21 protein-coding genes are annotated in these 25,183 nt (G+C 66.6%); 10 read left to right on the top strand and 11 right to left on the bottom strand.

Annotated elements, in window-relative coordinates:
- Nucleotides 1–45: 45 nt before the first annotated feature.
- Entirely contained in the window at nucleotides 46–531 is a 486-nt protein-coding gene (locus H3H37_RS02465; RefSeq protein ID WP_229218609.1) for an acyl-CoA thioesterase, read from the top strand.
- A gap of 20 nt (nucleotides 532–551) precedes the next feature.
- Here H3H37_RS02465 and H3H37_RS02460 read toward each other — a convergent pair whose 3' ends face one another.
- Nucleotides 552–1,319, bottom strand: coding sequence for a fused MFS/spermidine synthase (locus H3H37_RS02460; protein WP_182159806.1), 768 nt, complete (start codon nucleotides 1,317–1,319; stop codon nucleotides 552–554).
- Nucleotides 1,320–1,499: 180 nt separating this feature from the next.
- Between H3H37_RS02460 and H3H37_RS02455 the strand changes: the two genes are divergently transcribed.
- From H3H37_RS02455 to fdhD, 6 genes are all read left to right on the top strand, one after another.
- Nucleotides 1,500–1,775, top strand: a complete 276-nt coding sequence (locus H3H37_RS02455; RefSeq protein ID WP_182159803.1) for a hypothetical protein — start codon at nucleotides 1,500–1,502, stop codon at nucleotides 1,773–1,775.
- Nucleotides 1,776–1,811: 36 nt separating this feature from the next.
- Entirely contained in the window at nucleotides 1,812–2,975 is a 1,164-nt protein-coding gene (locus H3H37_RS02450) for a GGDEF domain-containing protein (protein WP_182159800.1), read from the top strand.
- Nucleotides 2,976–3,093: 118 nt separating this feature from the next.
- Nucleotides 3,094–4,548, top strand: coding sequence for a Ppx/GppA phosphatase family protein (locus H3H37_RS02445; RefSeq protein WP_182159797.1), 1,455 nt, complete (start codon nucleotides 3,094–3,096; stop codon nucleotides 4,546–4,548).
- 79 nt (nucleotides 4,549–4,627) lie between these two features.
- Nucleotides 4,628–5,392, top strand: a complete 765-nt coding sequence (locus tag H3H37_RS02440) for a hypothetical protein (RefSeq protein WP_311197383.1) — start codon at nucleotides 4,628–4,630, stop codon at nucleotides 5,390–5,392.
- 106 nt (nucleotides 5,393–5,498) lie between these two features.
- Entirely contained in the window at nucleotides 5,499–6,266 is a 768-nt protein-coding gene (locus H3H37_RS02435) for a GNAT family N-acetyltransferase (protein WP_182159794.1), read from the top strand.
- Nucleotides 6,267–6,327: 61 nt separating this feature from the next.
- On the top strand, nucleotides 6,328–7,131 hold the full coding sequence (gene fdhD / locus H3H37_RS02430) for a formate dehydrogenase accessory sulfurtransferase FdhD (RefSeq protein ID WP_182159791.1): 804 nt from the start codon (nucleotides 6,328–6,330) through the stop codon (nucleotides 7,129–7,131).
- Nucleotide 7,132: 1 nt separating this feature from the next.
- Here the strand turns inward: fdhD and H3H37_RS02425 are convergent, their stop codons facing one another.
- From H3H37_RS02425 to H3H37_RS02395, 7 genes are all read right to left on the bottom strand, one after another.
- Complete coding sequence (locus H3H37_RS02425) at nucleotides 7,133–9,460, bottom strand: FdhF/YdeP family oxidoreductase (protein WP_182159788.1); 2,328 nt, start codon at nucleotides 9,458–9,460, stop codon at nucleotides 7,133–7,135.
- 440 nt (nucleotides 9,461–9,900) lie between these two features.
- A complete protein-coding gene (locus tag H3H37_RS02420) occupies nucleotides 9,901–10,188 on the bottom strand; it encodes a hypothetical protein (protein WP_182152738.1) in 288 nt (95 codons plus the stop codon).
- A 170-nt stretch (nucleotides 10,189–10,358) separates the two neighbouring features.
- Nucleotides 10,359–11,057, bottom strand: coding sequence for an ABC transporter ATP-binding protein (locus tag H3H37_RS02415; protein ID WP_182159785.1), 699 nt, complete (start codon nucleotides 11,055–11,057; stop codon nucleotides 10,359–10,361).
- Between the two features lie 11 nt (nucleotides 11,058–11,068).
- Nucleotides 11,069–11,875 carry a phosphonate ABC transporter, permease protein PhnE gene (gene phnE, locus H3H37_RS02410; protein ID WP_182159782.1) on the bottom strand — a complete coding sequence of 269 codons (807 nt, stop codon included), beginning with the start codon at nucleotides 11,873–11,875 and terminating at the stop codon, nucleotides 11,069–11,071.
- Nucleotides 11,872–12,726, bottom strand: coding sequence for a PhnE/PtxC family ABC transporter permease (locus tag H3H37_RS02405; protein ID WP_229218608.1), 855 nt, complete (start codon nucleotides 12,724–12,726; stop codon nucleotides 11,872–11,874). The genes phnE and H3H37_RS02405 overlap by 4 nt, the downstream gene beginning before the upstream one ends.
- Before the next feature lie 3 nt (nucleotides 12,727–12,729).
- Nucleotides 12,730–13,575, bottom strand: coding sequence for a phosphonate ABC transporter ATP-binding protein (locus H3H37_RS02400; protein WP_182159780.1), 846 nt, complete (start codon nucleotides 13,573–13,575; stop codon nucleotides 12,730–12,732).
- A 6-nt stretch (nucleotides 13,576–13,581) separates the two neighbouring features.
- On the bottom strand, nucleotides 13,582–14,463 hold the full coding sequence (locus H3H37_RS02395; RefSeq protein ID WP_182159777.1) for a putative selenate ABC transporter substrate-binding protein: 882 nt from the start codon (nucleotides 14,461–14,463) through the stop codon (nucleotides 13,582–13,584).
- 176 nt (nucleotides 14,464–14,639) lie between these two features.
- On the opposite strand from H3H37_RS02395, the gene egtD reads away from it, so the two are divergent.
- Both egtD and egtB read left to right on the top strand, forming a co-directional pair.
- Nucleotides 14,640–15,662, top strand: coding sequence for an L-histidine N(alpha)-methyltransferase (gene egtD, locus H3H37_RS02390; RefSeq protein WP_182159774.1), 1,023 nt, complete (start codon nucleotides 14,640–14,642; stop codon nucleotides 15,660–15,662).
- 10 nt (nucleotides 15,663–15,672) lie between these two features.
- Nucleotides 15,673–16,977, top strand: coding sequence for an ergothioneine biosynthesis protein EgtB (gene egtB / locus H3H37_RS02385; RefSeq protein WP_182160296.1), 1,305 nt, complete (start codon nucleotides 15,673–15,675; stop codon nucleotides 16,975–16,977).
- 56 nt (nucleotides 16,978–17,033) lie between these two features.
- On the opposite strand, the gene H3H37_RS26085 is transcribed toward egtB, so the two are convergent.
- From H3H37_RS26085 to leuA, 3 genes are all read right to left on the bottom strand, one after another.
- Nucleotides 17,034–19,022, bottom strand: a complete 1,989-nt coding sequence (locus tag H3H37_RS26085) for a methyl-accepting chemotaxis protein (protein WP_311197382.1) — start codon at nucleotides 19,020–19,022, stop codon at nucleotides 17,034–17,036.
- A 281-nt stretch (nucleotides 19,023–19,303) separates the two neighbouring features.
- Nucleotides 19,304–20,782 carry a nitrilase-related carbon-nitrogen hydrolase gene (locus H3H37_RS02375; protein WP_182159771.1) on the bottom strand — a complete coding sequence of 493 codons (1,479 nt, stop codon included), beginning with the start codon at nucleotides 20,780–20,782 and terminating at the stop codon, nucleotides 19,304–19,306.
- A 130-nt stretch (nucleotides 20,783–20,912) separates the two neighbouring features.
- The gene (gene leuA / locus H3H37_RS02370; protein ID WP_182159768.1) at nucleotides 20,913–22,607 is read right to left on the bottom strand and encodes a 2-isopropylmalate synthase; all 1,695 of its coding nucleotides are present in this window, start codon (nucleotides 22,605–22,607) and stop codon (nucleotides 20,913–20,915) included.
- 597 nt (nucleotides 22,608–23,204) lie between these two features.
- Between leuA and H3H37_RS02365 the strand changes: the two genes are divergently transcribed.
- On the top strand, nucleotides 23,205–25,166 hold the full coding sequence (locus tag H3H37_RS02365) for a diguanylate cyclase domain-containing protein (RefSeq protein ID WP_182159765.1): 1,962 nt from the start codon (nucleotides 23,205–23,207) through the stop codon (nucleotides 25,164–25,166).
- Nucleotides 25,167–25,183 lie beyond the last annotated feature (17 nt).

The raw sequence follows: 25,183 nt of genomic DNA, 5'->3' as shown, positions 1-25,183 counted from the left end.
CGGATAGGATGATGGCATCCCCCACGCTTTCATACAGGAATACAGATGGAAAAACCGATGACCTGGTCCGCCCACGAACTGACCATGACAGTCTTGATGACGCCGGACATGGCCAATTTCTCCGGCAACGTGCACGGCGGCACCATCCTCAAATATCTCGACAGCGTCGCCTACGCCTGCGCCAGCCGCTATTCGGGCAGTTATGTGGTCACGCTGTCGGTGGACCAGGTGATGTTCCTACAACCGATCCACGTGGGCGAGCTGGTCACGTTCCTGGCCTCGATTAACTACACGGGCCGCACCTCGATGGAAGTGGGGATACGGGTGGTGACAGAGAACATCCAGCAGCGCATGGTGCGCCATGCCAACAGCTGCTACTTCACCATGGTGGCCGTGGACGAGAACCGCAAGCCGGTGGCCGTGCCGCCGCTGGTGCCCGTCACGCCCGAGCAGATCTCGCGCCACGCCCAGGCCCAGTTGCGCAAGCAGGCGCGCCAGATGGTGCACGGTGCTAAGAAGCAGGGCACCTGAACGACCGAGCGCCGGCCGTCTCAGCGCCCCCAGCGCAGGCGCAGCACCACCCAGTGCGCCAGCAGCCGGTTCAGCACGGCCAGCCCCAGCCCCTGGCGGCGCGCCACGCGGCGCTGCATGGCCAGTGCCGGCGAGCGGCCGCCGCCCTTGACGGCGAACAAGATGCGGTTGTTGCCGGCCATGCCCTGGAACCAGCACAACTGGTTCTGGAAGGTCTGGCGCAGCCGGCGCAGCATGGCCGGGTAGTGCGGATCGTAGCTGAAGATATTGGCCGCCAGCACGCCGCCGGGACGCAACGCGCGCCGGCAGTCGGCGTAGAAACTGGCGCTGCCCAGCGCCGGCGGCAAGCCCGCTTCATCGAAGCCGTCGACCAGCAGCACGTCGGCGCAGGCGCTCTGGCTGGCCATGTAGTGCACGGCGTCCGTGTGGATCACGCGCAGGCGGGCGTCGTCGGGCGGAATGGCGAACTGGTCGCGCAGCGCGATCACGTCGGCCCGCAGTTCCAGCACCGTGATGCGGGTGCGCGGCAGGTAGCGGTGGCAGAACTTGACCAGCGAACCGCCGCCCAGGCCCACCATCAGGATGTGTTCCGGCTGTGGCTGGAACAGCACGAAGCACATCATGGCGCGCGCGTAGCTGAGCACCAGGTCGTCGGGCCGCGACAGCCGCATCTCGCTTTGCACCATGCCCGGCAGGAATTCCAGCGAGCGCCAGTCGCCGCGCGTGCGCACGCGCGGGGCGTTGGGGCGCGAGGGCTGGGACGGCTGCGGGTCGGTTGGTGGTGGCATCGGCGTAGCAGGTGGAAGGTGGCCATCGTGCCGCCAGTTGACGGACGCCGGGCGTGTTTTTATAGTAGCATGCGGCCCCCGGGCCGGTCATCCGCATTTACAGATGGGCAATTTGTAGGTACATTGGCGAAAGCCAGTGCCAGCCCCGCTGGCAGCCTGTCGGCCACATTGGAGAGAAAGATGTTTCTAGACCACCCAACCATCACCGCAACCAACAGTTTCACCGAGCCGGATCGCATCGAGCGCCTGACCCGCGTGTACGGCTACGTGGTGGCGCTGGCCGACGTGGCTGGCAATACGGGTTTCATCGAAAAGTTTTCCCAGATTCATGACCACAAGGGCACGCTGATCGTTTTCTGGCACGAGGCGCCATCGGACGAAGAGAAGGAATACTTCGTCAAGGCCTGGAGCAGCAAGATCGGTGACGGCAGCACCAACGTCGAACACGAGGTGTAAGCGGCGCGCCCCGGCGCGCTGTGCATCGTTTCATCCATGGATATCAAAACACTGTTGCTGGCGCTGGCGCTGGGCAATCTGAGCCTGTGCGCGGCGCTGTTCTTTTTTGAATACGAGCGCAAGCAGACGCTCAGCCTGTCGACCTGGGCCGTGGCCAAGCAGTGCCAGGCCGGCGCCTGGCTGCTGCTGTACCTGCGCGGCACCTTGCCCGACCTGCTCAGCATCGGCGCGGGCAACGCCTTGCTGTTCGCCGGCCTGGCGCTGGACGCGGCGGCGCTGTGGGAACTGGCCGGCCGCCCGATCTGGCGGCGCTACCTGGCGCCAGCGCTGGCGGTGGCCGTGGCCGTCTTCCTCGGCGCCTATCTCGCTGAACTCGATAAAAGCTTCCGCGCGGCGGCCGGCTCGCTGATCGTGGCTGGTTTCTTCCTGGCCGGCGTGCTGGCGCTGGCCCTGCGCTGGCGCGACGGCACCATGCTGCGCCGCTTCCTGGTGGTGACCATGCTGCTGCTGTCGCTGGCCGTGGCCGCGCGCGGCATGCTGTCGGTACTGCAACCGGACGGCTGGGGCTGGGTCAGTGGCGGTATGATCCAGTGGCTGGGCCTGGCCGTGCTGTACCTGATGATGCTCACCAACGCCTTCGGCTACCTGCTGCTCACGCGCGAATCGCTGCAGGGCGAACTGGCGCGGCTGGAGACGGTGGACACGGTGACGGACGTGCCCAACCGGCGCGGCTTCTACCAGGCGCTCACGCCGTGGATGGCGCTGGCGCGCCGGCCCGGCATGCCGACCGCGCTGATCGTGCTCAACCTCGACCATTTCAAGCGCGTCAATGACAGCTACGGCCACCCGGTGGGTGATACCGTGCTCAAGACCATGGTCGATGTGTGCAAGAAGCAGTTGCGCGACAGCGACCTGATGGGCCGCCTGGGCGGTGCCGAATTCGCCATCCAACTGCCGCGCACATCGCTGCAGGACGCGCTGATGGTGGCCGAGCGTATCCGCAATGCTGTGGCCAGCCACCCGGTCAAGACGGAGCGGGCCGTCATCAACCTCACGGCCAGCCTGGGCGTGACCACCATCCGTGCCGAGGACAGCACGGTGAGCCTGTTCAAGCGGGCCGACGAAGCCTTGCAGCAAGCCAAGCTGGCCGGCCGCAACCGGGTGGTGGAGGCGAGCGCGGAAAGTCCGCTGGAGGCCTGAGCCGTGCGCACCGGTGCCGCTGTCATCGGCCCGTCACAAAAGACGCTTACTGTGTGAGGATTTTTCACCTGATATTCTGAAAGCCTTCGCGGTGTTCATCAGAAAAGAGGCTTCTCCTATGTATGCAGCAGTAGATTTAGGTTCCAACAGCTTCCGCCTGCACATCGGCAAACACGACGGCGAAGCGATCCGCGTGCTCAAGAGCGTGCGCGAGCCGATCCGGCTGGCCGCCGGCCTGGATGCCAACGGCAACCTGACCGAGGCGGCCATGCAAGCGGCCCTGAACTGCCTCAAGAGTTTCCGTGTCACGCTGGCCGCCTACCAGCTCGAAGCCGTGCGCGTGGTCGCCACTTCCGCCATGCGGGTCGCGCGCAACGTGGCCGCCTTCCTGCCGTTGGCCGAACAGGCCATCGGTTACCCCATCGAAGTGATCTCCGGTGAGGAGGAGGGGCGTCTGATCTACATGGGCGTGTCCAACGCACTGGCGCTGCCGGGCGAGCGGCGGCTGGTGATCGACATCGGCGGCGGCTCCACCGAGTTGATACTGGGGCGCGGCCAGGAAATCGAGCGGGTCGAGTCGTTCAGCCTGGGCACGGTCAAGCAAAGCCTGTCGTTCTTCGTCGGCGGGCGCATCGACGCGCCGTCGTTCGAGGCGGCCATCCTGTCGGCCCGCAGCCATCTGGAGGACGCGGCGCCGCCTTACCATCCCCAATACTGGCGCCAGTGCTATGGTTCCTCGGGCACGGCGCGCACGCTGGCCGAAATCATCGTCAAGAACGGCATCGGGCGCGAGATGAACGCCGCCACGCTGGAAGCGCTCAAGCAGCGCTTCATCCAGATCGGCCATGTGAGCAAGATCGAGCTGACCGGGTTGCGGCCGGAGCGGGCCGGCACCATCATCGGCGGCCTGGCCATCATGATCGCGCTGGTGCACGAACTGGATATCCCCGTGGTGCAGCCGATCGAGGCGGGCTTGCGCATGGGCGTGATGTGGGACTTGTACCTGCGTTCGACCAAGCGTGACCGGCGCGAGCAGTCGGTGCGCGCGTTCCAGCAGAAATTCCATGTCGACGAGGGCCGCGCCGAACGGGTGGCGAACGACGCGCTGGCCTTGTACGCGCAAATGAAGCCGGCCTCCGACAGCTACACGCGGCCGCTGTTCTGGAGCGCGCTGCTGCACGAAGTGGGCATGGTGGTGTCGCAAACGGGCTACCACAAGCATGCAGCCTACATGATCGAGAATGCCGACCTGCCGGGCTTCACCACGCGCGAGCAGAAGACCATGAGCCGCTTGATCGTGGCCCAGAAGGGCAACCTGCGCAAGGTGGGCGAGGCGCTGGCCGAACCCGATTTCGCCAAGGCGGTGGTGGCGCTGCGGCTGGCCATCCTGTTCATGCATGCGCGGATCGACGTCGATTTCCGCCAGCTCAAGCTGCGCATGAAGAACCGCATCGAGCTGGAAATCCGGCGCGACTGGGTGGCCGACCATCCCACCGTGTCGTACTGGATGGAGAAGGAGCAGGAGCTGTGGGACGAGGTGGGGGTGGACTTCAGCATCCGTGCCAACGGCTGAAATGGGTGGCCTGATGTGATATTGCTCAAACAAAACCTTCGAAAATAGTATATATTGTTTATATTGTTAACGAGGAGTGATGATGAGCAAAGCAATCGCCATGAAATCCACGGCCGGCGGCCCGGTCGCCAACGGCAAGGCGGCGCCGCTGCCAAAAATGGTCAAGGCGCCAGAGGTCAAAGCGCCAGCCGCCAAGGCCAAGCCGGCCGCGCGCGCGGGCGCTGCTACCCCAGCCGCCAAGCCTGCTGCGAAAGCGGCGGCCAAGCCAGTGGCCAAGGCTACGGCGAAAGCGGCAGTGAAGCCGGCCGCTAAACCAGCCGCTAAGCCAGCCGCCAAGCCTGCTGCAAATGCGGCCGCAAAACCGGCAGCAAAACCGGCCGCAAAACCGGCGCCGAAAGCGGCAGCGAAGGCCGTTGCATCCAAGGTTGCAGCCAAGCCAGTCGCCAAGACGGCTGTCAAGGCGGCGCCGAAAGCGGCCGCCAAGCCGGCATCGAAGCCGGCGTCCAAGCCAGCCGCCAAGCCGGCCGCCAAGGCTGCCGTGAAGGGCGCCCCGAAGGCCGCAGCCAAGAGCGACGCCAAGGCGCCCGCCGCCCGTCCGGTGGAGCCGGCCAAGGACAAGCAGCGCAAGGACAAGCTGGTGCGCGACAGCTTCACCATGCCGGAGCAGGAATACGCAGTGCTGGGCCAGGTGAAGAAAGCCTGCCTGAAGGCCGGCTTCGAGATCAAAAAGAGCGAGTTGCTGCGCATTGGCGTGGCCCTGATCAGCCAGATCGACCTGGCCACGCTGCAGAACGTGCTGTCCGCGCTGCCGCAACTGAAGACGGGCCGTCCTAAGAAAGACTAACAAAAAAACAACACTGCCCTGATGTCACGGAACCGACACCTTGCTGTCATTTTCCTGAAGTATTAGACCGTTACGCTTGCTTCGTCACCCACTGAAAGGATGAAGCATGCAACATTCGATCGTACAAGCAGACGTCAGGGCAGCGTCGGCCAAGCTGGTCCTCAGCATGGCAAGCACACCGGAAGAGCTGCGCGAAGTGCAGCGCTTGCGCTATAAAGTGTTCATCGAAACGATGGGACTGAGCTCGCTGGCACGCGAGGATGGTCTCGACAGCGATGAATTCGACGAGCACTGCGATCACCTGATCGTGCGCGACACCAATACGCTGAAAGTGGTGGGCACCTACCGCCTGTTGAGCCCCACGCGCGCGCGCAAGCTGGGCCGGCTGTACTCCGAGAACGAATTCGACCTGGGCCGCCTGAACAACCTGCGTGGCCGCATGGTGGAAGCGGGGCGCGCCTGCATTCATCCCGATTACCGTGGCGGCAGCGTCATCATGCTGCTGTGGTCGGGCCTGGCCGAATACATGCGCCGCGAACAGTGCGATTACCTGATCGGCTGCGCCAGCATCAGCCTGGCCGATGGCGGCCATAACGCCGTCGCCGTCTACCAGGCGCTGGCTACCCAGCACATCGCCCCGCCCGAGTACCGCGTCACGCCCCACCTGCCATTCCCGATCAGCAAACTGGAAGCGGCCGCCAAGGCGCAAGTGCCGCCGCTGCTGAAAGGCTATATGCGCTCGGGCGCGTGGATCTGCGGCGAACCGGCCTGGGATCCTGATTTCGAAAGCGCCGACCTGTTCCTGCTGCTGCCGCTGGGGAACCTCGATAACCGCTACGCCCGTCATTACGGCGTGGCCGGCGAAGGCGCCTGAGGAGCTGCGCTGCCGCCGCGGCGCATGTATCATGGCAACATGATACGAGCGCGGAGGCGGCATGCTATTTGACACAGAGCTGGAACGGGACGGCTTCCAGCAGCGGACCGTGGTGCGCCATCAGGGCCAGGCCCAATCGCGCACCATCGACCGCGTGGTCGAGGAAATGCCGGTGGCGCTGGTGTTCAACGGCGTGTCGCAAGCCGTGATGATGGCCACCCCGCGCGACCTGGAAGCGTTTGCGCTTGGTTTCGCCTTGTCCGAAGGCGTGGTCGATCATCGCGACGACATTTACGACCTGGTGCTGCGCGAGAACTGCGACGGCGCCGAAGTGGAACTGACCATCAGCCAGCAAGCCTTCATGCGCCTGAAGGAGCGGCGCCGCACGCTGGCCGGCCGCAGCGGCTGCGGTGTGTGCGGCGTGGAGAGCCTGGCGCAGCTGGATTTGCGTCCGCCGCGCATCGCCGCGCCAGCGCTGGAACACGCGCCCGCGCCGGCCGTGGCGCGCGCCGCCAGCGAACTGACGCAACACCAGTCATTGATGCACGCCACGGGCGGCGTCCATGCGGCCGCCTGGTGCCGCCCGGACGGCGCCATCGTCCACGTATTCGAAGACGTGGGACGCCACAACGCGCTCGACAAACTGATCGGCCACCTGGCACGGCAGGGCGAGGACATGGGGCGTGGCTTCGTGTTCCTCTCCAGCCGCGCCAGCTACGAGCTGGTGCGCAAGGCCGCGCGCATGCACATCCCCATGCTGGCCACCATCTCCGCGCCCAGCACGCTGGCGATCGATATCGCCGAACGGGCCGGCCTCGTGCTGGTGAGCTTCTGCCGCGAGGACGGCTGCGTGCAGTACGCCTGATTCAGGCGCCGGCTGGCGCGCTGACAGGCGCGTTGACGGGATACAGCAGCACCGGAATCGATTTGGACGTCGGCGTGCCGGCGCCGTCGGCGGTGCTGTGCAGCGGCACCAGCGCGTTCGTCTCGGGGAAGTAGGCGCCCAGGCAGCCGCGCGGGATGTCGTATTCCACCAGCAGGAAGCCGTCCGCGCGGCGCTCCACGCCATCGTCCCACACGCTCACCATGTCCACCCAGCCGCCTGTCTGCAATCCCAGCATCTCCATGTCGGCGCGGTTGATGAAGACCACGCGGCGCATGCCGTACACGCCGCGGTAGCGGTCGTCCATGCCGTAGATGGTGGTGTTGTACTGGTCGTGCGAGCGCGCCGTCATCAGCGTCATCAGGCGCTCGCCGTGGATGGCGCGGGCGCGGTGGATCGGGGTGTCCGTGTCCACGGCGCGCACCAGGAACTGGGCCCGGCCGCTGGGCGTGCGCCACTCGCGCGCGCGGGACGCCACTTTCAGGTGGAAGCCGCCCGGCTTGGCCACGCGCGCGTTGAAGTCGAAGAAGTCATCGAACACCTTTGCTACGGCGTCGCGGATGCGGGCGTAATCGGCCGCGTACCAGTTCCAGTCGACCTGCGCGCTGCCCAGCGTGGCGTGGGCCATGCGCGCCACGATGGCCGTCTCCGACAGCAGGTTGGGCGAGGCGGGCGGGTTGCCGCCGTAGGACAGGTGCACCATGCTCATCGAATCCTCCACCGTCACGCCTTGCGCCACGCCGTGCTGCAGGTCGATCTCGGTGCGGCCCAGCGTGGGCAGCAGCAGCGCGGCCTTGCCGTGCACCAGATGGCTGCGATTGAGCTTGGTGGCCACGTGTACGGTCAGCTCGCAGGCGCGCAGGGCGGCGAAGGTCAGCGGCGTGTCGGGCGTGGCCATGGCGAAGTTGCCGCCCATGCCGAAGAACACTTTCACTTTGCCGTCCAACATGGCCTGGATGGTGGCCACCACGTCGTAGCCGTGTGCGCGCGGCGGCGTGAAGCCGAACACCTGGCCCAGGCGGTCGAGGAAGGCGGCGGTGGGCTTTTCCTCGATGCCCATGGTGCGGTCGCCCTGCACGTTGGAGTGGCCGCGCACGGGGCACAGGCCCGCGCCCTGGCGGCCGATATTCCCGCGCATCATCATCAGGTTGGACAGCATCTGGATCGTGGCCACGGCGCCTTTGTGCTGGGTCAGGCCCATGCCCCAGGTGGCGATCACGCGCTGGCCGTGGGCATAGATGTGCGTCAGGCGGTCGATCTGCTCGCGCGGCACGCCCGATTCGTCGATCAGCTGCTGCCAGTCCTGCTGGCGCAAATCGTCGGCGAAGGCTTCGAAGCCGCTGGTGTGTTCGGCGATGAAGTCCACGTCCAGCAGGCGCTGCTGGCCGGCCGCGCGGGCCGCGTCGTCCAGTTCCAGCAAGCCCTTGGCCACAGCCTTGATCAGCGCGAAGTCGCCGCCCAGGCGCGGCTGGATGAACAGCGAGCCGATCGCGGTGCTGGAATTGGTCAGCATCTCGATCGGGTGCGACGGCGAGGTGAAGCGCTCCAGCCCCCGCTCGCGCAGCGGATTGATGGAGACGATGGTGGCGCCCCGTTTGGCGCAGTCGCGCAGTTCGCCCAGCATGCGCGGGTGGTTGGTGGCCGGGTTCTGGCCGAAGATCAGCAGCGTATCCGCATGCTCGAAATCGTCCAGCGTGACGGTGCCCTTGCCGGTGCCCACGGTGCCGGGCAGGCCGCGGCTGGTGGGTTCGTGGCACATGTTGGAGCAGTCGGGGAAGTTGTTGGTGCCGTACATGCGCACGAATAGCTGGAACAGGAACGCGGCCTCGTTGCCGGTGCGGCCCGAGGTGTAGAACGCGGCCTGGTTCGGATCGGGCAGCGCCTTCAGGTGGCGCGCGATCAGGTCGAACGCGCCATCCCAGGAAATGGGCAGGTATTTGTCGCTGGCCGGGTCGTACACCAGCGGATCGGTGAGGCGGCCGTGCTGCTCCAGTTCATAGTCGGACTGCTGCAGCAGCGCGCCCACGGGGTGGCGTGCGAAGAATTCGGGCGGCACGCGCTTGCTGGTCGCTTCGGCCGCCACGGCCTTGACGCCGTTTTCGCAGAATTCGAAGGTGGACGTGTGCACGCGGTCGGGCCAGGCGCAGCCGGGACAGTCGAAGCCGTCGGGCTGGTTCTGCGCCAGCAGGCTGCGGTAGTTGCCGCCGCTGACTTTCTCGCGCACCAGGTTGATCGCCACCTGCTTCAACGCCCCCCAGCCTGCGGCGGCGTGCGCGTAGGGTTCGATGCGGCCAGGCTTGATGTCGTTCATGCGGCGTGCTCCGTGGATGTTTGCAGAAATGACTACCCCGTCGCGGCGCGCAGCCGGCCGCCGGGAAGTGGGCAGTATAGTGCCTCATTGATTTTTTGGAAACAGCGCTATTTCGTGTATTTTTCCGCAACAAGGACGGTGGTCTTGCCGGAGGGCGTAGACAAGCGCTGCGCTTATCACGGAAGGATGGGGATGGCAATTGCTACAGTATCGCGGCTGGATAACCGTTAGTTACAAAAGCGGTGCAGTTGAACTGTGATGAAGTTACAGAAGAAGGATGACTATTGATTACTTTGAAACGTCGTTCAGCGGGGTTTGGGCTGGACGTTGAAAGAGTGGTGCGGATAAACGGCAGGCTCGCTGCTAGTTTTCTCTGTGGCGCAGGTGGGGCGCCGGAAACCGCATGCCGGCGCCTGGCATCGCAAGGTCAGCGGGGCTGCTCAGTGCATGGAAGCGGTCGACAATTCCTTCAATTCTCGGATACTGATGTCCGATTTCTCGTGCATACGCAATAAGATGGTGGCCCCGACGGCCAGCTTGCGATGCCGGATCTTGCTGATGATGGGCGGCTGCACTTCAAGTACGCGGCACAGCTCCGCATCGTTCTTCAGGTTCATCTTCTCGATCAACGTGTCCAGCAGCTTGTTCGGGACAAAGCTGGACGGTTCGAGCGCGCGAGCCCGGTTCATGGCCTCGATCAACTCCAACTTTTTTTGCCGTACGTTCATTTTGCTCCTCCTTTGCTCAAAAACGTGGTTGGGTTGGCGTGTCCTCGCTGGCGAGCCATCCCACATTTCGGTTCCCGAATGTGGAATGCGGCTCAACATTCTTGATAACCAAGCAAGTTACTTTCAATAATACTACGGAGAGAATTGGATAGGATGATTTGATAAAAAAATTATCTTGTTTTTTGCTCAAACGGATTGACGATTGTTGTTTCTTGTATGCCGAGTTTCGTTAACTGCAACGTTTTATCGGCCATGGCGGCCGCGGCGTGGGAGTGGGTGACCATGATGGCGCAGGCGCCGGTCGCTTTGATTTCCTGGCGGAGCAGGGTGAGGATGGTGTCGGCCGTGTCGGGGTCGAGGTTGCCGGTCGGTTCGTCGGCCAGCACCAGCGCCGGCCGGTGCACCAGCGCGCGGGCGATGGCGACCCGTTGCAGCTCGCCGCCGGACAACTGGTGCGGGAAGTCGGCGCCGCGCCCGCCCAGGCCCACCGCTTCCAGCATCTGGCCGGCGCGCCCGCGCGGCAGGCCGTTCAGCAGCAGGGGCAGGGCCACGTTCTGCAGCAGTGTGAGGTGGGGCAGCACGTGGAAGGCCTGGAAGATGAAGCCCATGCGGGCGCGCCGCAGCCGGGTGGCCGCGTCGTCGTCCAAGCCGGACATGGCCACGCCGTCCACCAGGATGGGCGACGCTTCCTGGCCTGGGCCGGCGTCGGGCTGGTCCAGGCCGGCGATCAGGTTCAGCAGCGTGGATTTGCCGACCCCGGAGTCGCCCATGATGGCGACGAACTCGCCGGCGCGAAATTGCCAGCTGAGTTTGTCCAGCACAGGATGGCCGCTGGCGTAGGATTTGGTGAGCTGGCGCAGTTCGAGCATGGCGGTGTCTTTCAGCGGGTCAGCACGCGCCGCAGTCCGAAGCTGACGGCGTCCACCAGCCCCACCAGCAGCAGCATGGCGGCGATCACGGTGGCCGCCGGCTGCATCTGGAACAGCGACAGGTGATATTTGAGCATCTGGCCCAGTCCGCCCGCACCCACCACGCCCAGGATGGCGGCCGCGCGGATGTTGTTCTCCCAGCGGTACAGCGTGTAGGACAGCATCTGCGGCAGCGCCTGCGGCAAGGTGGCGTACAGGAAGGCGGCCATGGGCGCGGCGCCGTTGGTGCGCAGGCTCGCTTCCGGATGGGGCGCGGCGTTCTCCAGCGCGTCGGCGAACAGGCGGCCCAGCACGCCCGAGGTGTGCGCGGCCAGCGCCAGCGTGCCGCCGAACGGCCCCAGGCCGGCGGCGATCAGCAGGATGGAAGCCCACACCAGTTCAGGAATCGAGCGCAGCACGTTGAGCAGCGCGCGCACGGGGGCGCGCAGCACGCGGCCGAAGCGGCCGGCGGCGGGCAAGGCCAGCGCCAGCCCGGCCGCCGCCGCCAGCAGCGTGCCGAGCGCCGACATGGCCAGCGTTTCGGCGGCCGCGCCGGCGGTCTTGGACAGGAAGGGCAGGCCCAGTTCCGGCGGCGCGAAACCGGCCAGGAACTCGCCCATGCTGGCGATGGCGTCCAGCGTGAAGAAGGCGCGCCATTGCAGCGGCAGCGAGGCGAAGCTGGCCACCACCAGCGCGGCCAGCAGCGCGGCCAGGATGATCACGGGCCAGGCAGGCGGCGGCGCCGGCGGCGTGCCGGCAGGGGGGCGCGGTGTGGTCATGCGAGCCGCCCCCTCAGCATTTTCGATACGGCGTCGGCGCCGGCCACCAGCAGCACAAAGATGATCAGCATGGACGACACTTCGCCGCCCGACAGCATCTTCATCGATTCATCCATGCGCTGGCCGAGGCCACCGGCGCCCACGAAGCCCATCACGACCGAGCCGCGGATCGCGCATTCCCAGCGGTAGAGGGTGTAGGACACCAGCTCCGAAGCCGCCTCCGGCAGCGTGCCGTACAGGAACGCAGCCAGCCGCCCGCTGCCATTGGCCAGCAGCACGGCGCTGGCGTCGCCGTCGGCCGATTCCAGGATCTCGGCGTACACCTTGCCCAGCATGCCGCAGTAGGTGAGGGCGATGGCCAGCACGCCGGCTGTCGGCCCCAGGCCGATGATGCGCACGAACAGCAGCGCCCACACCAGTTCCGGCACGCTGCGCAGCAGCACCAGCAGCCAGCGCGCCACCTGGCGCAGCATGGCCGACGGCAGGCGCATGCGGCCCGTGCCCAGGCGCGAAATCGAGAGCTTGTCCGACACCAGCAGCGCGCCGGGAATGGCGCCCAGCAGGGCCAGCGTGAGGCCCGAGGTGGCGATGGCCACCGTCTGCCATGTTTCGTGCGCCAGCATGGCGAGGAATTCGGGGCTGTGCGCGGGCGGCAGGAAGCCGGCCAGGAAGCGGCCCGTCGCCTCCAGGCTTTGCCAGTCGAGCAGCACGGACGGCTTGAACTCGCTGGTCACCACCATGGGCCACAGCAGGGCCAGGCCCAGCACGGCCATGATCACGCGGCCGCGCCAGGCGGGATCGGGGTGGCGCGTGGCGCCGTTGTTATTGGCCATATCGAGCGTCGCTTGCATGGCTCAGAAGCAGGCGCCGACGGCCACGCGCGAAGTGGGCGCGGACGTTGGCGGCGCGCTGGCGGCGGGCAGTTCGCCCTGGTACAACGCCGTCACCATTTCCGCCGTCACCTGCTCGCGTGGCAGGTCGAAGACGATGCGGCCGTCGCGCAGCGCGACGATGCGGGGGAAGTGGGCCAGCGCCAGGTCGACCTGGTGCAGGCTGCAGATCAGGGTGGCGTTGCGCTGGGCCGCTTCCTGGCGCAGCGTGGCCAGCGTCAGTTCGGACAGCGCCGGGTCCAGCGCCGACAGCGGTTCGTCCACCAGCAGCGCCTGCGCCGACGACAGCAGCAGGCGCGCCAGCCCGCAGCGCTGGCGTTCGCCGCCGGACAGCCGGTCGACGCGCGCGTACAGTTTGTCGCCCAGGTTGAAGCGGGCCAGCGCCTGGTAGGCCGCCTCGGGATCGGCCGGCTTGACCAGCGAGACCAGCGCGCGCCACAAGCTCCACTGCGGCAGGCGCGCCGCCAGCACGGCCGTCACCACGCGCTGGCGCGGCGGCAGCGGCGGCGTTTGCGGCGCCAGGAACAGGCGCGCCCGCAGGCGGTGGCGCTGCGCTTCGGGCAGCGCCCACGGGTCCTGGCCGAAAGCCTGGAACACGCCGTCGGCAGGACGGTGGGCGCAGGCCAGCACCGCCAGCAACGTGGTCTTGCCGGCGCCGGACGGGCCGATCACGGCCACCTGCTCGCCTTGCGCCACCGTCAGCGAAATCTCGCGCAGGGCAGGGGCTTGGGCGGCGGCCAGGTGGCGCACCGTCAAGCGATCGAGGCGGTAGGTGGGGCCGGCGCCGCCGGTGTGACTGCTGTCTTGCATCGTCGCTTACTTCTTCAACAGGCCCGCATTGACGGCGGCCGCTTCGATGGCGGTGTAGTTCTCAGCCTTGGTGGGGATGAACTTGGAAGCGCGCTGCAGGTCCAGGATGGCCTTGTCCTGCGGGTTCTTCGGGTCCAGCGCCAGGAAGGCGTCGGTCAGCTTTTTCTTCAGGGCCGGGTCCATGTCGGTGCGCACGCTCCAGTTGTAGTCGTAGTAGCCGGGCGTGGTGTAGAACACGCGCACCACGGCAGGATCGACCTTGTGCTCGGCCACCAGCTTTTCCCACACCGAGATGTTGAGCGCGCCCGCGTCCACCTTGCCGCCGGCCACGGCCGCCACGGTGGCGTCATGGGCGCCCGAGAAGGCGATGCGCTTCAGGTCGGTGTCCGGATTGATCTTGGCGGCCAGCAGGTAGGAACGGGGCATCAGGTGGCCCGAGGTGGACGATTCCGAACCGAAGCTCAGCGTGTGGCCTTTCAGGTCTTCGAGCTTGTGGATGTCGTTCTTGGTGGTGATGAACACCGAGTGGAATTTCTCATCCTCGGCGCGCTGCACCAGCGGCGTGACCTGGTTCTTGCTGCGCTCCTTGGCCTGCACGAAGGTGAAGCCGCCGAACCATACCATGTCGATCTTCTTGTTGATCAGGCCTTCGACCGAGGCGGCGTAGTCCGTCACCGGCGTGAACTCGACCTTCATGCCGATCTTCTTCTCCAGGTATTCGCCCAGCGGCTTGAACTTGCGCTGCAATTCCGTCGGCGCCTCGTCCGGGATGGCGGAGACGCGGAACACCTGGTTCTGCGCCTGGCTCAGCGGGGCGGCCAGCAGCAGGGCGGCGCTCATGGCGGCGGTCAGCGCGGATTTGAAGGTGTGCAGGACGGAATGGGTCATGGTGGGCGTGCCTTTCTGGTTTGGGTAAGTTATCCGATTGCTATCGCAGCGTGGCGCCGCGTATTGGATATTCGGCTATGATATCAAACTGTTACCCGAAGCAGTGGCCGGCGTGGCCAGTTGCAGCGACAGCGCCGGCAGGCAAGACCGTCCTCCACCCAACGAACGAGTCCACTATGCTGATGCCCCGTACCCCGGCGATGCGCATTGTTTCGCCTCCCGGCCGCAACGCCGACGCCGATGCCCTCGCCATCATGCGCCCGGCCCATGGCGCGCCCGCCGTGCAGGCCGAGATCACGGCCGGCTTGCTGGCGCCGTCGGCCGCCGTGTCGCCCAAGTTCTTCTACGACAGCCTGGGCTCGCGCCTGTTCGAGGCCATTTGCGAATTGCCCGAGTACTATCCGACCCGCACCGAGGCCGCCATCTTCGCCCGTTACGGCAGCGATATCGCGAACGCCGTGGGCACCGGCTGCACGCTGATCGACCTGGGCGCCGGCAATTGCGCCAAGGCGGCCGCGCTGTTCCCGCTGCTGCAGCCGCAGCAGTACGTACCGGTCGATATCTCGCGCGACTTCCTGGCCGACGCCGTGCGCGGCCTCCAGCAGCGCTTCGCGGAAATCGGCATGCTGGCGCTGGGCCTGGACTTCTCACAAGGCTGCGCGCTGCCCGACAGCGTGCGCCACGCGCAGCGGCTGTTCTTCTATCCCGGCTCGTCGATCGGCAATTTCGGGCCGGAGCAGGCGCAGCGCTTCCTGCGCGGACTGCGCGACAGCGCGGGCGAGGACGGCGGCCTGCTGATCGGCGTGGACCTGGCCAAGGACACGGCCGTGCTGGACGCTGCCTACGACGACGCGCTGGGCGTCACGGCCGCCTTCAACCTGAACCTGCTGCACCACCTGAATCACCTGGTGGGCGCGGACTTCGACGTGCGCCACTGGCTGCACCGCGCCTTCTTCAACGAGCAGGCCAGCCGCATCGAAATGCACCTGGAGGCGCGCCACGCGCTGACGGTGCGCTGGCAGGGCGGCGAGCGCCACTTCGGCGCGGGCGAACGCATCCACACGGAATACAGCTACAAGTACACGCGCGCCGGTTTCGTGGCGTTGCTGGAACGGGCCGGCTTCGAGACGGCCCGCATCTGGACCGACCCCGCTGGCTGGTTCGCCGTGATCCACGCACGCGCCCGCGACGGCGCCTGAGCCCATGAGCATGCATCTACCGCCGCAACTGGCAGGCGTCCCGTCCTTGTGGCGTGCCCGTTACGAAACCGTGCGGCGCCGCACGCTGGCGCTGGCCGAGCCGCTATCGGACGAGGATTGCGGCGCGCAGTCTATGCCCGACGCCAGTCCCATCAAATGGCATCTGGCGCACACCACCTGGTTCTTCGAAACCTTCATCCTCGAACGCATGGAGGAGGGCTACACGCCGTTCCATCCGGCGTTCCGGGTGCTGTTCAATTCCTACTACAACGGGGTGGGCGAAAAGCATCCCCGGCCGCAGCGCGGGCTGCTCACGCGGCCTTCGATGGCGCAGGTGCGCGCCTATCGGGCCGACGTGGACCACCGCATCGCGCGGCTGGCGGACAGCGTGCGCGATGCGGCGCAGGCGCAGGAACTGGGCGCGCTGCTCACGCTCGGTATGCAGCACGAGCAGCAGCACCAGGAACTGATGCTGACGGACGTGAAGCATCTGCTGGCGCAAAACCTGCTGCTGCCGGCCTACCAGGAGGGCGCCTTGGCGGCCGCCGCACCGGCCGCGCCGCTGGCATGGCAGGCGTGCGATGGCGGCATGGTGGAAATCGGCCACGATGGCGACGGCTTCAGTTTCGACAACGAATTGCCGCGCCATCCGCAATACGTGGCGCCGTTCGCGCTGGCCTCGCGGCTGGTGACCAATGGCGAATACCTTGCCTTCATCGAGGCGGGCGGTTACGACGATCCCGCTTTGTGGCTGGCCGAGGGCTGGGACTGGGTGCGCAGCAATGGCTTGCGCCATCCCTTGTATTGGCGACGTGGCGATGGTGACGGTCATGGAGACGGTACCGGCGACTGGCGTGAATTCACGCTGCGCGGTGCGCAGCCGCTGGATCTGGCGCGGCCCGTGACGCACGTGTCGTTGTTCGAGGCGGACGCCTATGCCCATTGGGCTGGCGCGCGCTTGCCGACGGAAGCAGAGTGGGAACTGGCCGCCCGCGCGGCCGACGTGGAAACGGGTTGGCTGCATCCGGCCGGCGCGGAGGCGGGCGATGGTGATGGCCACGACGGGCAAGCGCTTAGCCAGCTGTTTGGCCACTGCTGGCAATGGACCAGCAGCAGCTATGCGGCTTATCCCGGCTACCGCGCCGCGCCGGGCGCGCTGGGCGAATACAACGGCAAATTCATGGTCAACCAGTACGTGTTGCGCGGTTCATCGTGCGCCACGCCGGCCGGCCATGCGCGCGCCAGCTACCGGAACTTCTTCCCGGCCAGCGCGCGCTGGCAGTTCACTGGCATCCGCCTGGCGCGCCTGCCGTAAGCTGGCGGCCAAGGTCAGGCAGCCAGCCTAAGGCCGTCAGGCTAAAGCTGCGAGCTTCAGGCGGCCAGCTTCAGGCGCTGTTGTTGCTGCTGTTTTTCGCGCGCGGCCTTGGGGCCGTCCGTGTAGCCCAGCTTGAACACGCTGACGGCCGATTGCAGCTCGCGCGCCTGCTGGTTCAGGGACTTGGCGACCGCCGCTTCCTCCTCCACCATGGTGGCGTTCTGCTGGGTCACGGTGTCGAGATGGGTGACCGCTTCGGTGATCTGCTCGATGCCGATCGCCTGTTCGCTGCTGGCCGTGCTGATCTCGCCCACGATGTGGTTCACGCGCGAGATGCTGCCGATGATCTCGTCCATCGTGGCGCCCGCCTGCTGCACCAGCTTGGCGCCGGCGCTGGACTGTTCGGACGAGGCGTCGATCAGGGTCTTGATCTCCTTGGCCGCAGCGGCCGAGCGGTGCGCCAGGTTGCGCACTTCCGTCGCCACCACGGCGAAGCCGCGACCCTGCTCGCCGGCGCGCGCCGCTTCCACCGCCGCGTTCAGCGCCAGGATGTTGGTCTGGAAGGCGATGCCGTCGATGATGCCGATGATGTTGGTGATCTCGCGGCCCGAGGCGTTGATCGATTCCATGGTTTCCACCACTTGCGCCACCACGGTGCCGCCGCGCACGGCCACGTCCGAGGCGGATGCGGCCAGCGAGTTGGCCTGGCGCGCGCTCTCGGCGTTCTGGTGCACGGTCGATGCCAGTTGTTCCAGTGCGGACGCGGTCTGTTCCAGCGCGCTGGCTTCCGATTCCGTGCGGCTCGACAGGTCGGCATTGTCGGTCGCCATCTGGGTCGAGGCGCTGACGATGGCGTCGCTGCCGGCGCGCACGGTGCCGACGATGGACGTGAGGCTGGCCACCATCGCGTGCAGCGCGCGCATCAGTTGGCCCGCTTCGTCTTCCGAGTGGGCGTCGAAGTCCACGGTCAGGTCGCCCTGCGCCAGACGGTGCGCCGCTTCCACGGCTTCGGCCAGCGGCACGGTGACGGACTTGACGATGGCCACGCAGGTGAACGTCGCCAGTACGGCCAGCACCAGCATGCCGGCCAGCGCTTCATAGCGCACGGCGGTCAGGTGCGCCAGGCGGGCGTCGACGCGGCTGCGCACCAGGTCGAGCGCGGCGTCGTTCAGTTTGAGCTGGCTGTCGATGGCGTTGGTGAGCTGGCTGAAGTAGTCGGCCGGGGCCAGCGTCAGCGCCTCCGGCTGCACCAGTTGCTGGTCCACCAGTTGCAGCACGGCGCGGCCGGCGCCCTGGCTGGTCTGCTCCAGCGCGTCCAGCTGGGACTTGATGGCGGCGTCGCCTTCGCTGGACTTGCGCAGCGAATTGGCGGCGCTGTCATACAGCTCGCCGATGCCGGCGGCCATGGCGGCGATGGTCACGCGGTCTTCCGGCGTGGCGGTCTTGGCGGCCAGCACGGCAGACCCTTTGGCGCGCAGGCGGCCCAGCGCTTCCGTCAGCGTGGGCGACTTGACCAGGGCCGAGTCGATCAGGTAGAAGGTTTCGAACTGCGGGTCCATGCTCAGTTTGTAGTAGTCCACCAGCGCTTCGTTAAAGCGCATCAGGCGGCCGATCAGGGCGCTGTGGCTGGCGAAGCTTTCCTTGCCACTCAGCGCGCCTTGTTCCACGCGGGTCGTCAGCGCGCTGAGTTCGTCGCGCACCTTGGTGTAGCGCTCGAACAGGGCCGGGTCGCCCTCCTTGAGCAAGCCATCGGCCGTGGTCAGCGCCTGGGCCAGTTCCTGCTGCTTGGCGCGGCGGCGGTCGGCGGCGCTGGTGTCGCCACCGAGTACGATGGCCGACAGGCCGCGATGCTGTTGCGCCAGTTTGATGACGGTCATGGTGGCGCGGATCGGAGCGATGCCTTGCGCTTCCTGGCGCGCCACGCTCACTTCCTGCCCCGATTGGACGATGTAGAGCAGCAGGGGAATGGCCACCAGCACTGCGCACAGCAGTGACAGGACCAGGAATTTTTGCCAGAGCAGCAGGCGTCGCAGGATCAGGTTCATGATGGACTCGTTTCTTGTTCGATGAGCTAGGAGATGCGGTGAAGTCGGATCGTTGCGTCAATTTGGTGCAGTGCGCCGCGAAATGACCGGATTGGTGCAATCCAGCGCCACACTATAGTGCACTGCAGCAAAATTCTGCATGATCTAGAACAATTTATGCACGAATTGGGCCAGCTATCCCCTATGTACGCGATCCTGGCTGTGGTAGTCGCGCACGCGCAGGCACGATTGTGGTGCAAATGTCCATATTGCACACGTGGTTGTCGCAACGAGACGGAGGTTCAGGCCGCGACGGCCGCCCGCGTGGCCGTCAGCGACGGCCTGCGCCGGCTCAGTACGACGAGTACGGCCGCGATGGCCGTGCACAGCCAGCCGAACGCGTCGCCGGTGCGCGTGTAAAGCGTGGCCAGTTGCGGGCCAGCCTGCACCGTGGCCAGCAGCGTGGCGCCGGGCATGGGGGCGCTGTCGCGCATCGCCAGCACACGGCCATACGGATCGTGCACGCTGAGCAGGCCGTCGCGCGCGGCGCGCACCACCGTGTAGCCATTCTCCACGCCGCGCATGGCCGTCATGGCGGCGGTCAGGTGGCGGTCGGCGCCGAAATCCCAGGCTGGCACCAGCATCACGTCCGCCCCGCGCACCCCGTAGGCGCGGCCGAACACGCCGAAGTGCATGTCCTTGCAGATGGCCACGCCGTAGCGCAGTTCGCCCACGTTTTGCAGTGTGTAGTCGCTGCCGGGCTGGAACTCCCGTTCCGGCGGCGCCAGGTAGTGTTTCTGGTAGGTGGGCGGCGATTCTCCCTGGGGCGCCAGCAGCCAGGCCAGGTTCTGGCGGTGCTGGCCATCGTCGGTGCCCACGCCGGCCTCGATCCAGACGCCCAGCCGCGCGGCCAGCGCGGCCAGCCGCTGGCGTTGTTGTGCCGCCTGCTCGGGCGACAGTATGGCGATTTTCTCCGGCAGCACGATGATGCGCGCGCCTTGCCGGGCCAGCGTTTCGGCCTGCTGTTCGTAGCGCTGCCAGATCGCTGCCGCCGTCGCGGCGCTGGTTTGCGGGCCGATGGCATCGTCGATGGCGGCCAGGCCGAAGGCGGCCTGCTGGCCTTCGAGCGGCGCCTGCAACCGCAGCGCGCCGTAGGCCAGCACGGCGGCGACCGGCAGCGCGGCGGCAGCGGCGGCGCGCCACGCGTGGCGCAACGCGCTGCCGCGCGCGACCAGCAGCGCCAGTGCGGACGCCGGCAGCGACAGCACGAACACCACGCCGGCGGCGCCGGCCAGCGCGCTCGCTTGCAGGGCGGGCAGGAAGCCGGCCTGGGTGTAGGCCAGGCTGTTCCAGTTCCCGTCCGGCAGCAGGTTGGCCATCAGCGTGTCGGCGCCGGCCCACAGCAGCGGGTAGGCGAACACGGTCCACCAGCGCGGATAGCGCAGCACGATGCGGCGCGTGGCCATGACGATGGCCATCCACAGCAGCGACAGCAGCAGCACGATCAGCGGCGCGCCGGCGATGCCGACCACGGAATACAGATAGGGCAGGTTGGGGGCGAAGCCGGTCAGCGCGGCCACCAGCATGGTCCAGCGCGCCTCGCCCGCGCGCGAGCGCAGCGCCACGGCCAGCAGCGGTGCGGGGGCCAGCCAGGCCATCCACCACACGGGTTCCAGCCGCAGGGCGAAGTGCAACAGCGCGCCCAAGGCCACGGCCAGTGCCAGCCGTTGCCAGCGCGACAGTTCAAGGAAGGGAATAGCGGAGAATTCGGTCGGTTTCACGGATCGCACTCCTTGCTAAAAGTGCAGTGTAGTGCAATCCGTCATTTCGTTATCATATTTTCCACTTTTGTGAGCGGAAAACGTTGCGCGCAAACGACTGGCGGTTGCGCGCAACGCGGTGTTGCCGGTGTCAGGCCGCCACGGTGGCCGGCGCGGCGCCGGCCTTGGCCTGCTTGAGCTGGCGGTTGACGGCGCTCAGCACGGCCTTGAACGAGGCCGTGACGATGTTGCTGTCGATGCCAGCGCCGAACAGGGTGGGGCCGTTATCGAGCCGCAGTTCCACGTAGCAGGCGGCCCTGGCGTTGGCGCCCGAGCCGATCGCGTGCTCGTGGTAGTCCATCAGCTTGATGTCCAGGCCCAGCGCGTCGACGAAGGCGTCGATCGGGCCGTTGCCGCCGCCTTGCAGGGCCAGCGGCGCCTGGTTGTGGAGCACGGCGATGTCGATCTGCACCGGCTCGTCGCTGCTGGTGTCCTCCACCATGCGGTGCGCGCTGTAGGCGTAGGGCGCGTTCTGCTCCAGGTATTCGCGGCTGAAGATCTCATGGATGCCGTCGGCCGTGATCTCCAGGCCGGTGGCGTCGGCCACGGCCTGCACCGCGCGCGAGAACTCGATCTGCAGGCGGCGCGGCAGCACCAGGCCGTAGTCCTGCTCCAGCAGATAGGCCATGCCGCCTTTGCCGGACTGGCTGTTGACGCGGATCACGGCGTCGTAGCTGCGGCCCAGGTCGGCCGGGTCGATCGGCAGGTAGGGGATTTCCCACAGCGCGCCCGGCTGCTGCTGGGCGAAGCCCTTCTTGATCGCGTCCTGGTGCGAGCCGGAGAAGGCCGTGAACACCAGGTCGCCCACGTAGGGGTGGCGCGGATGCACGGGCAGCTGGTTGCACTCCTCCACGCACTTGCGCACTTCGTCGATGTCGGAGAAGTCCAGGCCCGGATGTACGCCCTGGGTGTACAGGTTGAGCGCCAGCGTCACCAGGTCCACGTTGCCGGTGCGCTCGCCGTTGCCGAACAAACAGCCCTCGACGCGGTCGGCGCCGGCCATCACGGCCAGTTCGGCCGAGGCCACGGCCGTGCCGCGGTCGTTGTGCGGGTGGACGCTGATGATCAGGGAATCGCGGCGCGCCAGCTTGCGCGACATCCATTCGATCTGGTCCGCGTACACATTGGGGGTGCTGCATTCGACCGTCGAGGGCAGGTTGACGATCATCTTGTTTTGCGGGGTCGGTTCCCAGATGGCGCTGACGGCGTCCACGATGTGCTTGGAAAAATCGAGCTCCGTGGTGGAGAACGATTCGGGCGTGTATTCGAACACCCATTCCGTCTGCGGATGCTGGGCCACCAGTTCCTTCACCAGGCGGGTGCCGGTGGTGGCGATGTTGGTGATCTGCTCGCGCGACATGCCGAACACCACTTTGCGGAACACGGGCGCCACCGAGTTGTACAGGTGGACCACGGCACGGCGCGCGCCGGCCACCGACTCCACCGTGCGGCGGATCAGTTCATCGCGCGACTGGGTCAGCACGATGATGGTCACGTCTTCCGGAATGCGGTTCTCGTCGACCAGCTTGCGCACGAAGTCGAAGTCGGTCTGCGAGGCGGACGGGAAGCCCACTTCGATTTCCTTGAGGCCGATCTTGCACAGCAGTTCAAAGAAGCGCAGTTTCTTCTCGGCGCTCATGGGTTCGATCAGGGCCTGGTTACCGTCGCGCAGGTCGGTGCTCATCCAGATCGGCGGCTTGGTGATGACGTTGTTCGGCCACTGGCGGTCGGACAATTGGACGGGCGGGAAGGCGCGGTATTTCGCGGCTGGGTTCTGCAGCATCATGTGGTACTCCTGGAATCTTGAATGGGGAAAGCCGTTACGGTCGGCGCGGGTGGCGATGGGCTGGCAGGCGGCCACGGGTCACTTGGCCTGGCAACCGATCGGTAGCAATAGCAGCAGGCGCGTTTGCGCGCGCACGCCCAGCGGCAGCGCGACAAAGGCGCTGGTGCGGACGGATACGCGGTGGGCCATGGTGGACATCGGTGCAAGCTTTCCTGGGTTCGAAGATCCGTGCGGCTCGTGGCCGGGCGGCGTGTTACGACTACTTGATAGTGTGCGTTTGGGTGCTGCGAAACGCGGGGTGCGACGTGCGGATTAAGCGCGTGCGGATAGGTGCGCCGCTAGGGATAGGGCGGCCGGCAGGAAAGAGGATAGGTGCAGATGCGCGGTCATGCATCCAATGTAAGGGCTGGCGCGCGCCCTTGTCAAGCAAAAAGATGCGGGCCGTGGCAGTGCTGGTGCGGGCCGTCCCGGCTGGCCCGCGCCTGTGGTGCCGCCAACACGGCGCGGCCCGCCGCCGCGCCACCGGGCCGGTGGCGCCATGTACAATGTGTTGTAGACAATTCTTCCTGATCCAACCGGAGTTCCCCGCACATGACCATGGGTTTGCCCCGCCCGTCGCCGCGCTCGGCCGCTGTCCTGACGCAGGAGGGAGCCGCCGCAAGACGGCGCGTGGCCGATACCAGCGACCGTTTCGTGCGCCGTTTCGTCGATGCGTGGATCCTGTTTGGCGCGGCCTTGTGGTTTGGCCTGTACGTGACGGCACCGGCCATCCAGTATCCGGGCATGCTGATGGTGGCGGCCGGTGTGCTGGCCAAGGCGACGGTGATGCTGGGGCATACGGCCCTGGCGCGTTACCTGATCGTGAGCCTGTGGGGCTTGTTCGTGCTGTTCGTGCCGATGTTGCTGAACGGGGTGCGCACGCCGATCTTGCTGTGCGTGGCCCCGTTGCTGATGATGACGGGCTGGTTGCTGGGACGGCGCGTGCTGGTGGCGCTGACGCTGTTGTTCATGTGCGGCGTGGTGTTGTACTGGTTGGCCGAAGCGCGCGGCGCGCTGGTGCTGCCGGTGCCATTGCGTCCGGCTGGCGTCTGGGCCGTGGTGCACGTGCTCGTGATCGGCTTCACCGGTTTCATGGTGTGGTTCTTCGTCGCCAGCCATGAGGCCAACTACGGCATCGAGATGGATTTGCAGAACCGCCTGGCGGCCGCCTTGGGCCGTGCCGAAAAGGCCAACCAGGAACTGGCCGCCGTGCTGCGGTTTAACGAGACCATCGTACAGTGTTCGCCGGTGCCGATCGGCGTGTACGCGGCCGACGGCCGCTGCGTGGAGGCCAACGAGGCCTACGCCAGCATGGTGGGCACCACGCGCATCAACCTGATGTCGTACAACTTCCACCAGATCGACAAGTGGCGCGATTCGGGCCTGCTGGACCAGGCCCTGGCGTCGCTGGAGGATGGCCAGCCGCGCCGGCTCGAAGGCGCCGTGTTGACGGCGTTTGGCCGCGCCATCAGCGGCGAGTGCCACATCATGGTCACCGAACTCAATGGCGAGCGCCACCTGCTGGTGCAGTTCCTCGACCTGACCGAGCGCCACGAGATGGAAGAGCGCTTGCGCGACGCGCTCGAAGCGAGCCAGCGCGTGCAGCAGGAATTGCGCGATGCGCGCAGTGCGGCCGAATCGGTCAATCGCGAGCTGCGCTCGGTCCTCAAGTTCAATGCCTCCATCCTGCTCAATTCCCCGCTGCCGATGCGGGTGTTCGCGGCCGATGGCCGCTGCATCGAGGCCAATGACGCCTTCGCCCGCCTGATCGGCGTCACGCGCGAGCAGTTGCTGGCGCAGGACGCGTATGAGGTCAGCCGCTGGCACGTGGCCGCGCTGGTGGACGATTGCCGCCAGGCGCTGGCCACCAACAGCGTGCAGCGGCGCGAAGTACAGGTGGGCACCAGCCAGGGGCGCGACATCTGGCTCGAATCGCGCATCGTGCCGGTGGAGGCGGAAGGGGGCAGTCATTTGCTGGCCCAGTTCGTGGACATGACCGAGCGCAAGCGGCTGGAGCAGGAGCTGCGCATGATGGCGTTCTACGACGCGCTGACCCAGTTGCCCAACCGGCGCCTGCTGCTGGACCGGCTCAAGCAGGCCATCCTGGTGAGCCAGCGCCACACCAGCTACGCGGCCATCCTGTTCATGGACCTGAACAAATTCAAGCTGCTCAACGACACCCACGGCCACGACGCGGGCGACCAGTTGCTGGTGAAGGTGGCGCGGCGCCTGCGCGCGCTGGTGCGCCAGGCCGACACGGTGGCGCGCCTGGGCGGCGACGAATTCGTGGTGCTGATCGAGGAACTGGGTGGCGACGCGGTGGCCGCGCACCACCATGTGGAGGCGCTGGCCGATAAGATCAGCCGCATCCTGAACCAGGAATACCAGCTGGGCGAGCTGCGTTACAGCTGCACCATCAGCATCGGCTGGCGGCTGTTCTGCGGCGACCAGAGCGACCCGGACGAAATCCTCAAGCACGCCGATTCGGCCATGTACCTGGCCAAGCGCAACGCGGCCTAGCCCGCATAAGGGTCTGT

Origin of the sequence: Rugamonas brunnea, from assembly GCF_014042345.1 — a bacterium.
In the GTDB taxonomy this organism is placed as follows: domain Bacteria; phylum Pseudomonadota; class Gammaproteobacteria; order Burkholderiales; family Burkholderiaceae_D; genus Rugamonas; species Rugamonas brunnea.
The sequence above is the reverse complement of the archived record's forward strand: the minus strand, read 5'-3'. Positions and strand labels throughout refer to the sequence as shown.

Coding starts and splice junctions, on each gene's coding strand:
- H3H37_RS02465 (WP_229218609.1), top strand. CDS start 46: ATGGAAAAACCGATGACCTGGTCCGCCCACGAACTGACCATGACAGTC.
- H3H37_RS02460 (WP_182159806.1), bottom strand. CDS start 1,319: ATGCCACCACCAACCGACCCGCAGCCGTCCCAGCCCTCGCGCCCCAAC.
- H3H37_RS02455 (WP_182159803.1), top strand. CDS start 1,500: ATGTTTCTAGACCACCCAACCATCACCGCAACCAACAGTTTCACCGAG.
- H3H37_RS02450 (WP_182159800.1), top strand. CDS start 1,812: ATGGATATCAAAACACTGTTGCTGGCGCTGGCGCTGGGCAATCTGAGC.
- H3H37_RS02445 (WP_182159797.1), top strand. CDS start 3,094: ATGTATGCAGCAGTAGATTTAGGTTCCAACAGCTTCCGCCTGCACATC.
- H3H37_RS02440 (WP_311197383.1), top strand. CDS start 4,628: ATGATGAGCAAAGCAATCGCCATGAAATCCACGGCCGGCGGCCCGGTC.
- H3H37_RS02435 (WP_182159794.1), top strand. CDS start 5,499: ATGCAACATTCGATCGTACAAGCAGACGTCAGGGCAGCGTCGGCCAAG.
- fdhD (WP_182159791.1), top strand. CDS start 6,328: ATGCTATTTGACACAGAGCTGGAACGGGACGGCTTCCAGCAGCGGACC.
- H3H37_RS02425 (WP_182159788.1), bottom strand. CDS start 9,460: ATGAACGACATCAAGCCTGGCCGCATCGAACCCTACGCGCACGCCGCC.
- H3H37_RS02420 (WP_182152738.1), bottom strand. CDS start 10,188: ATGAACGTACGGCAAAAAAAGTTGGAGTTGATCGAGGCCATGAACCGG.
- H3H37_RS02415 (WP_182159785.1), bottom strand. CDS start 11,057: ATGCTCGAACTGCGCCAGCTCACCAAATCCTACGCCAGCGGCCATCCT.
- phnE (WP_182159782.1), bottom strand. CDS start 11,875: ATGACCACACCGCGCCCCCCTGCCGGCACGCCGCCGGCGCCGCCGCCT.
- H3H37_RS02405 (WP_229218608.1), bottom strand. CDS start 12,726: ATGCAAGCGACGCTCGATATGGCCAATAACAACGGCGCCACGCGCCAC.
- H3H37_RS02400 (WP_182159780.1), bottom strand. CDS start 13,575: ATGCAAGACAGCAGTCACACCGGCGGCGCCGGCCCCACCTACCGCCTC.
- H3H37_RS02395 (WP_182159777.1), bottom strand. CDS start 14,463: ATGACCCATTCCGTCCTGCACACCTTCAAATCCGCGCTGACCGCCGCC.
- egtD (WP_182159774.1), top strand. CDS start 14,640: ATGCTGATGCCCCGTACCCCGGCGATGCGCATTGTTTCGCCTCCCGGC.
- egtB (WP_182160296.1), top strand. CDS start 15,673: ATGCATCTACCGCCGCAACTGGCAGGCGTCCCGTCCTTGTGGCGTGCC.
- H3H37_RS26085 (WP_311197382.1), bottom strand. CDS start 19,022: ATGAACCTGATCCTGCGACGCCTGCTGCTCTGGCAAAAATTCCTGGTC.
- leuA (WP_182159768.1), bottom strand. CDS start 22,607: ATGATGCTGCAGAACCCAGCCGCGAAATACCGCGCCTTCCCGCCCGTC.
- H3H37_RS02365 (WP_182159765.1), top strand. CDS start 23,205: ATGGGTTTGCCCCGCCCGTCGCCGCGCTCGGCCGCTGTCCTGACGCAG.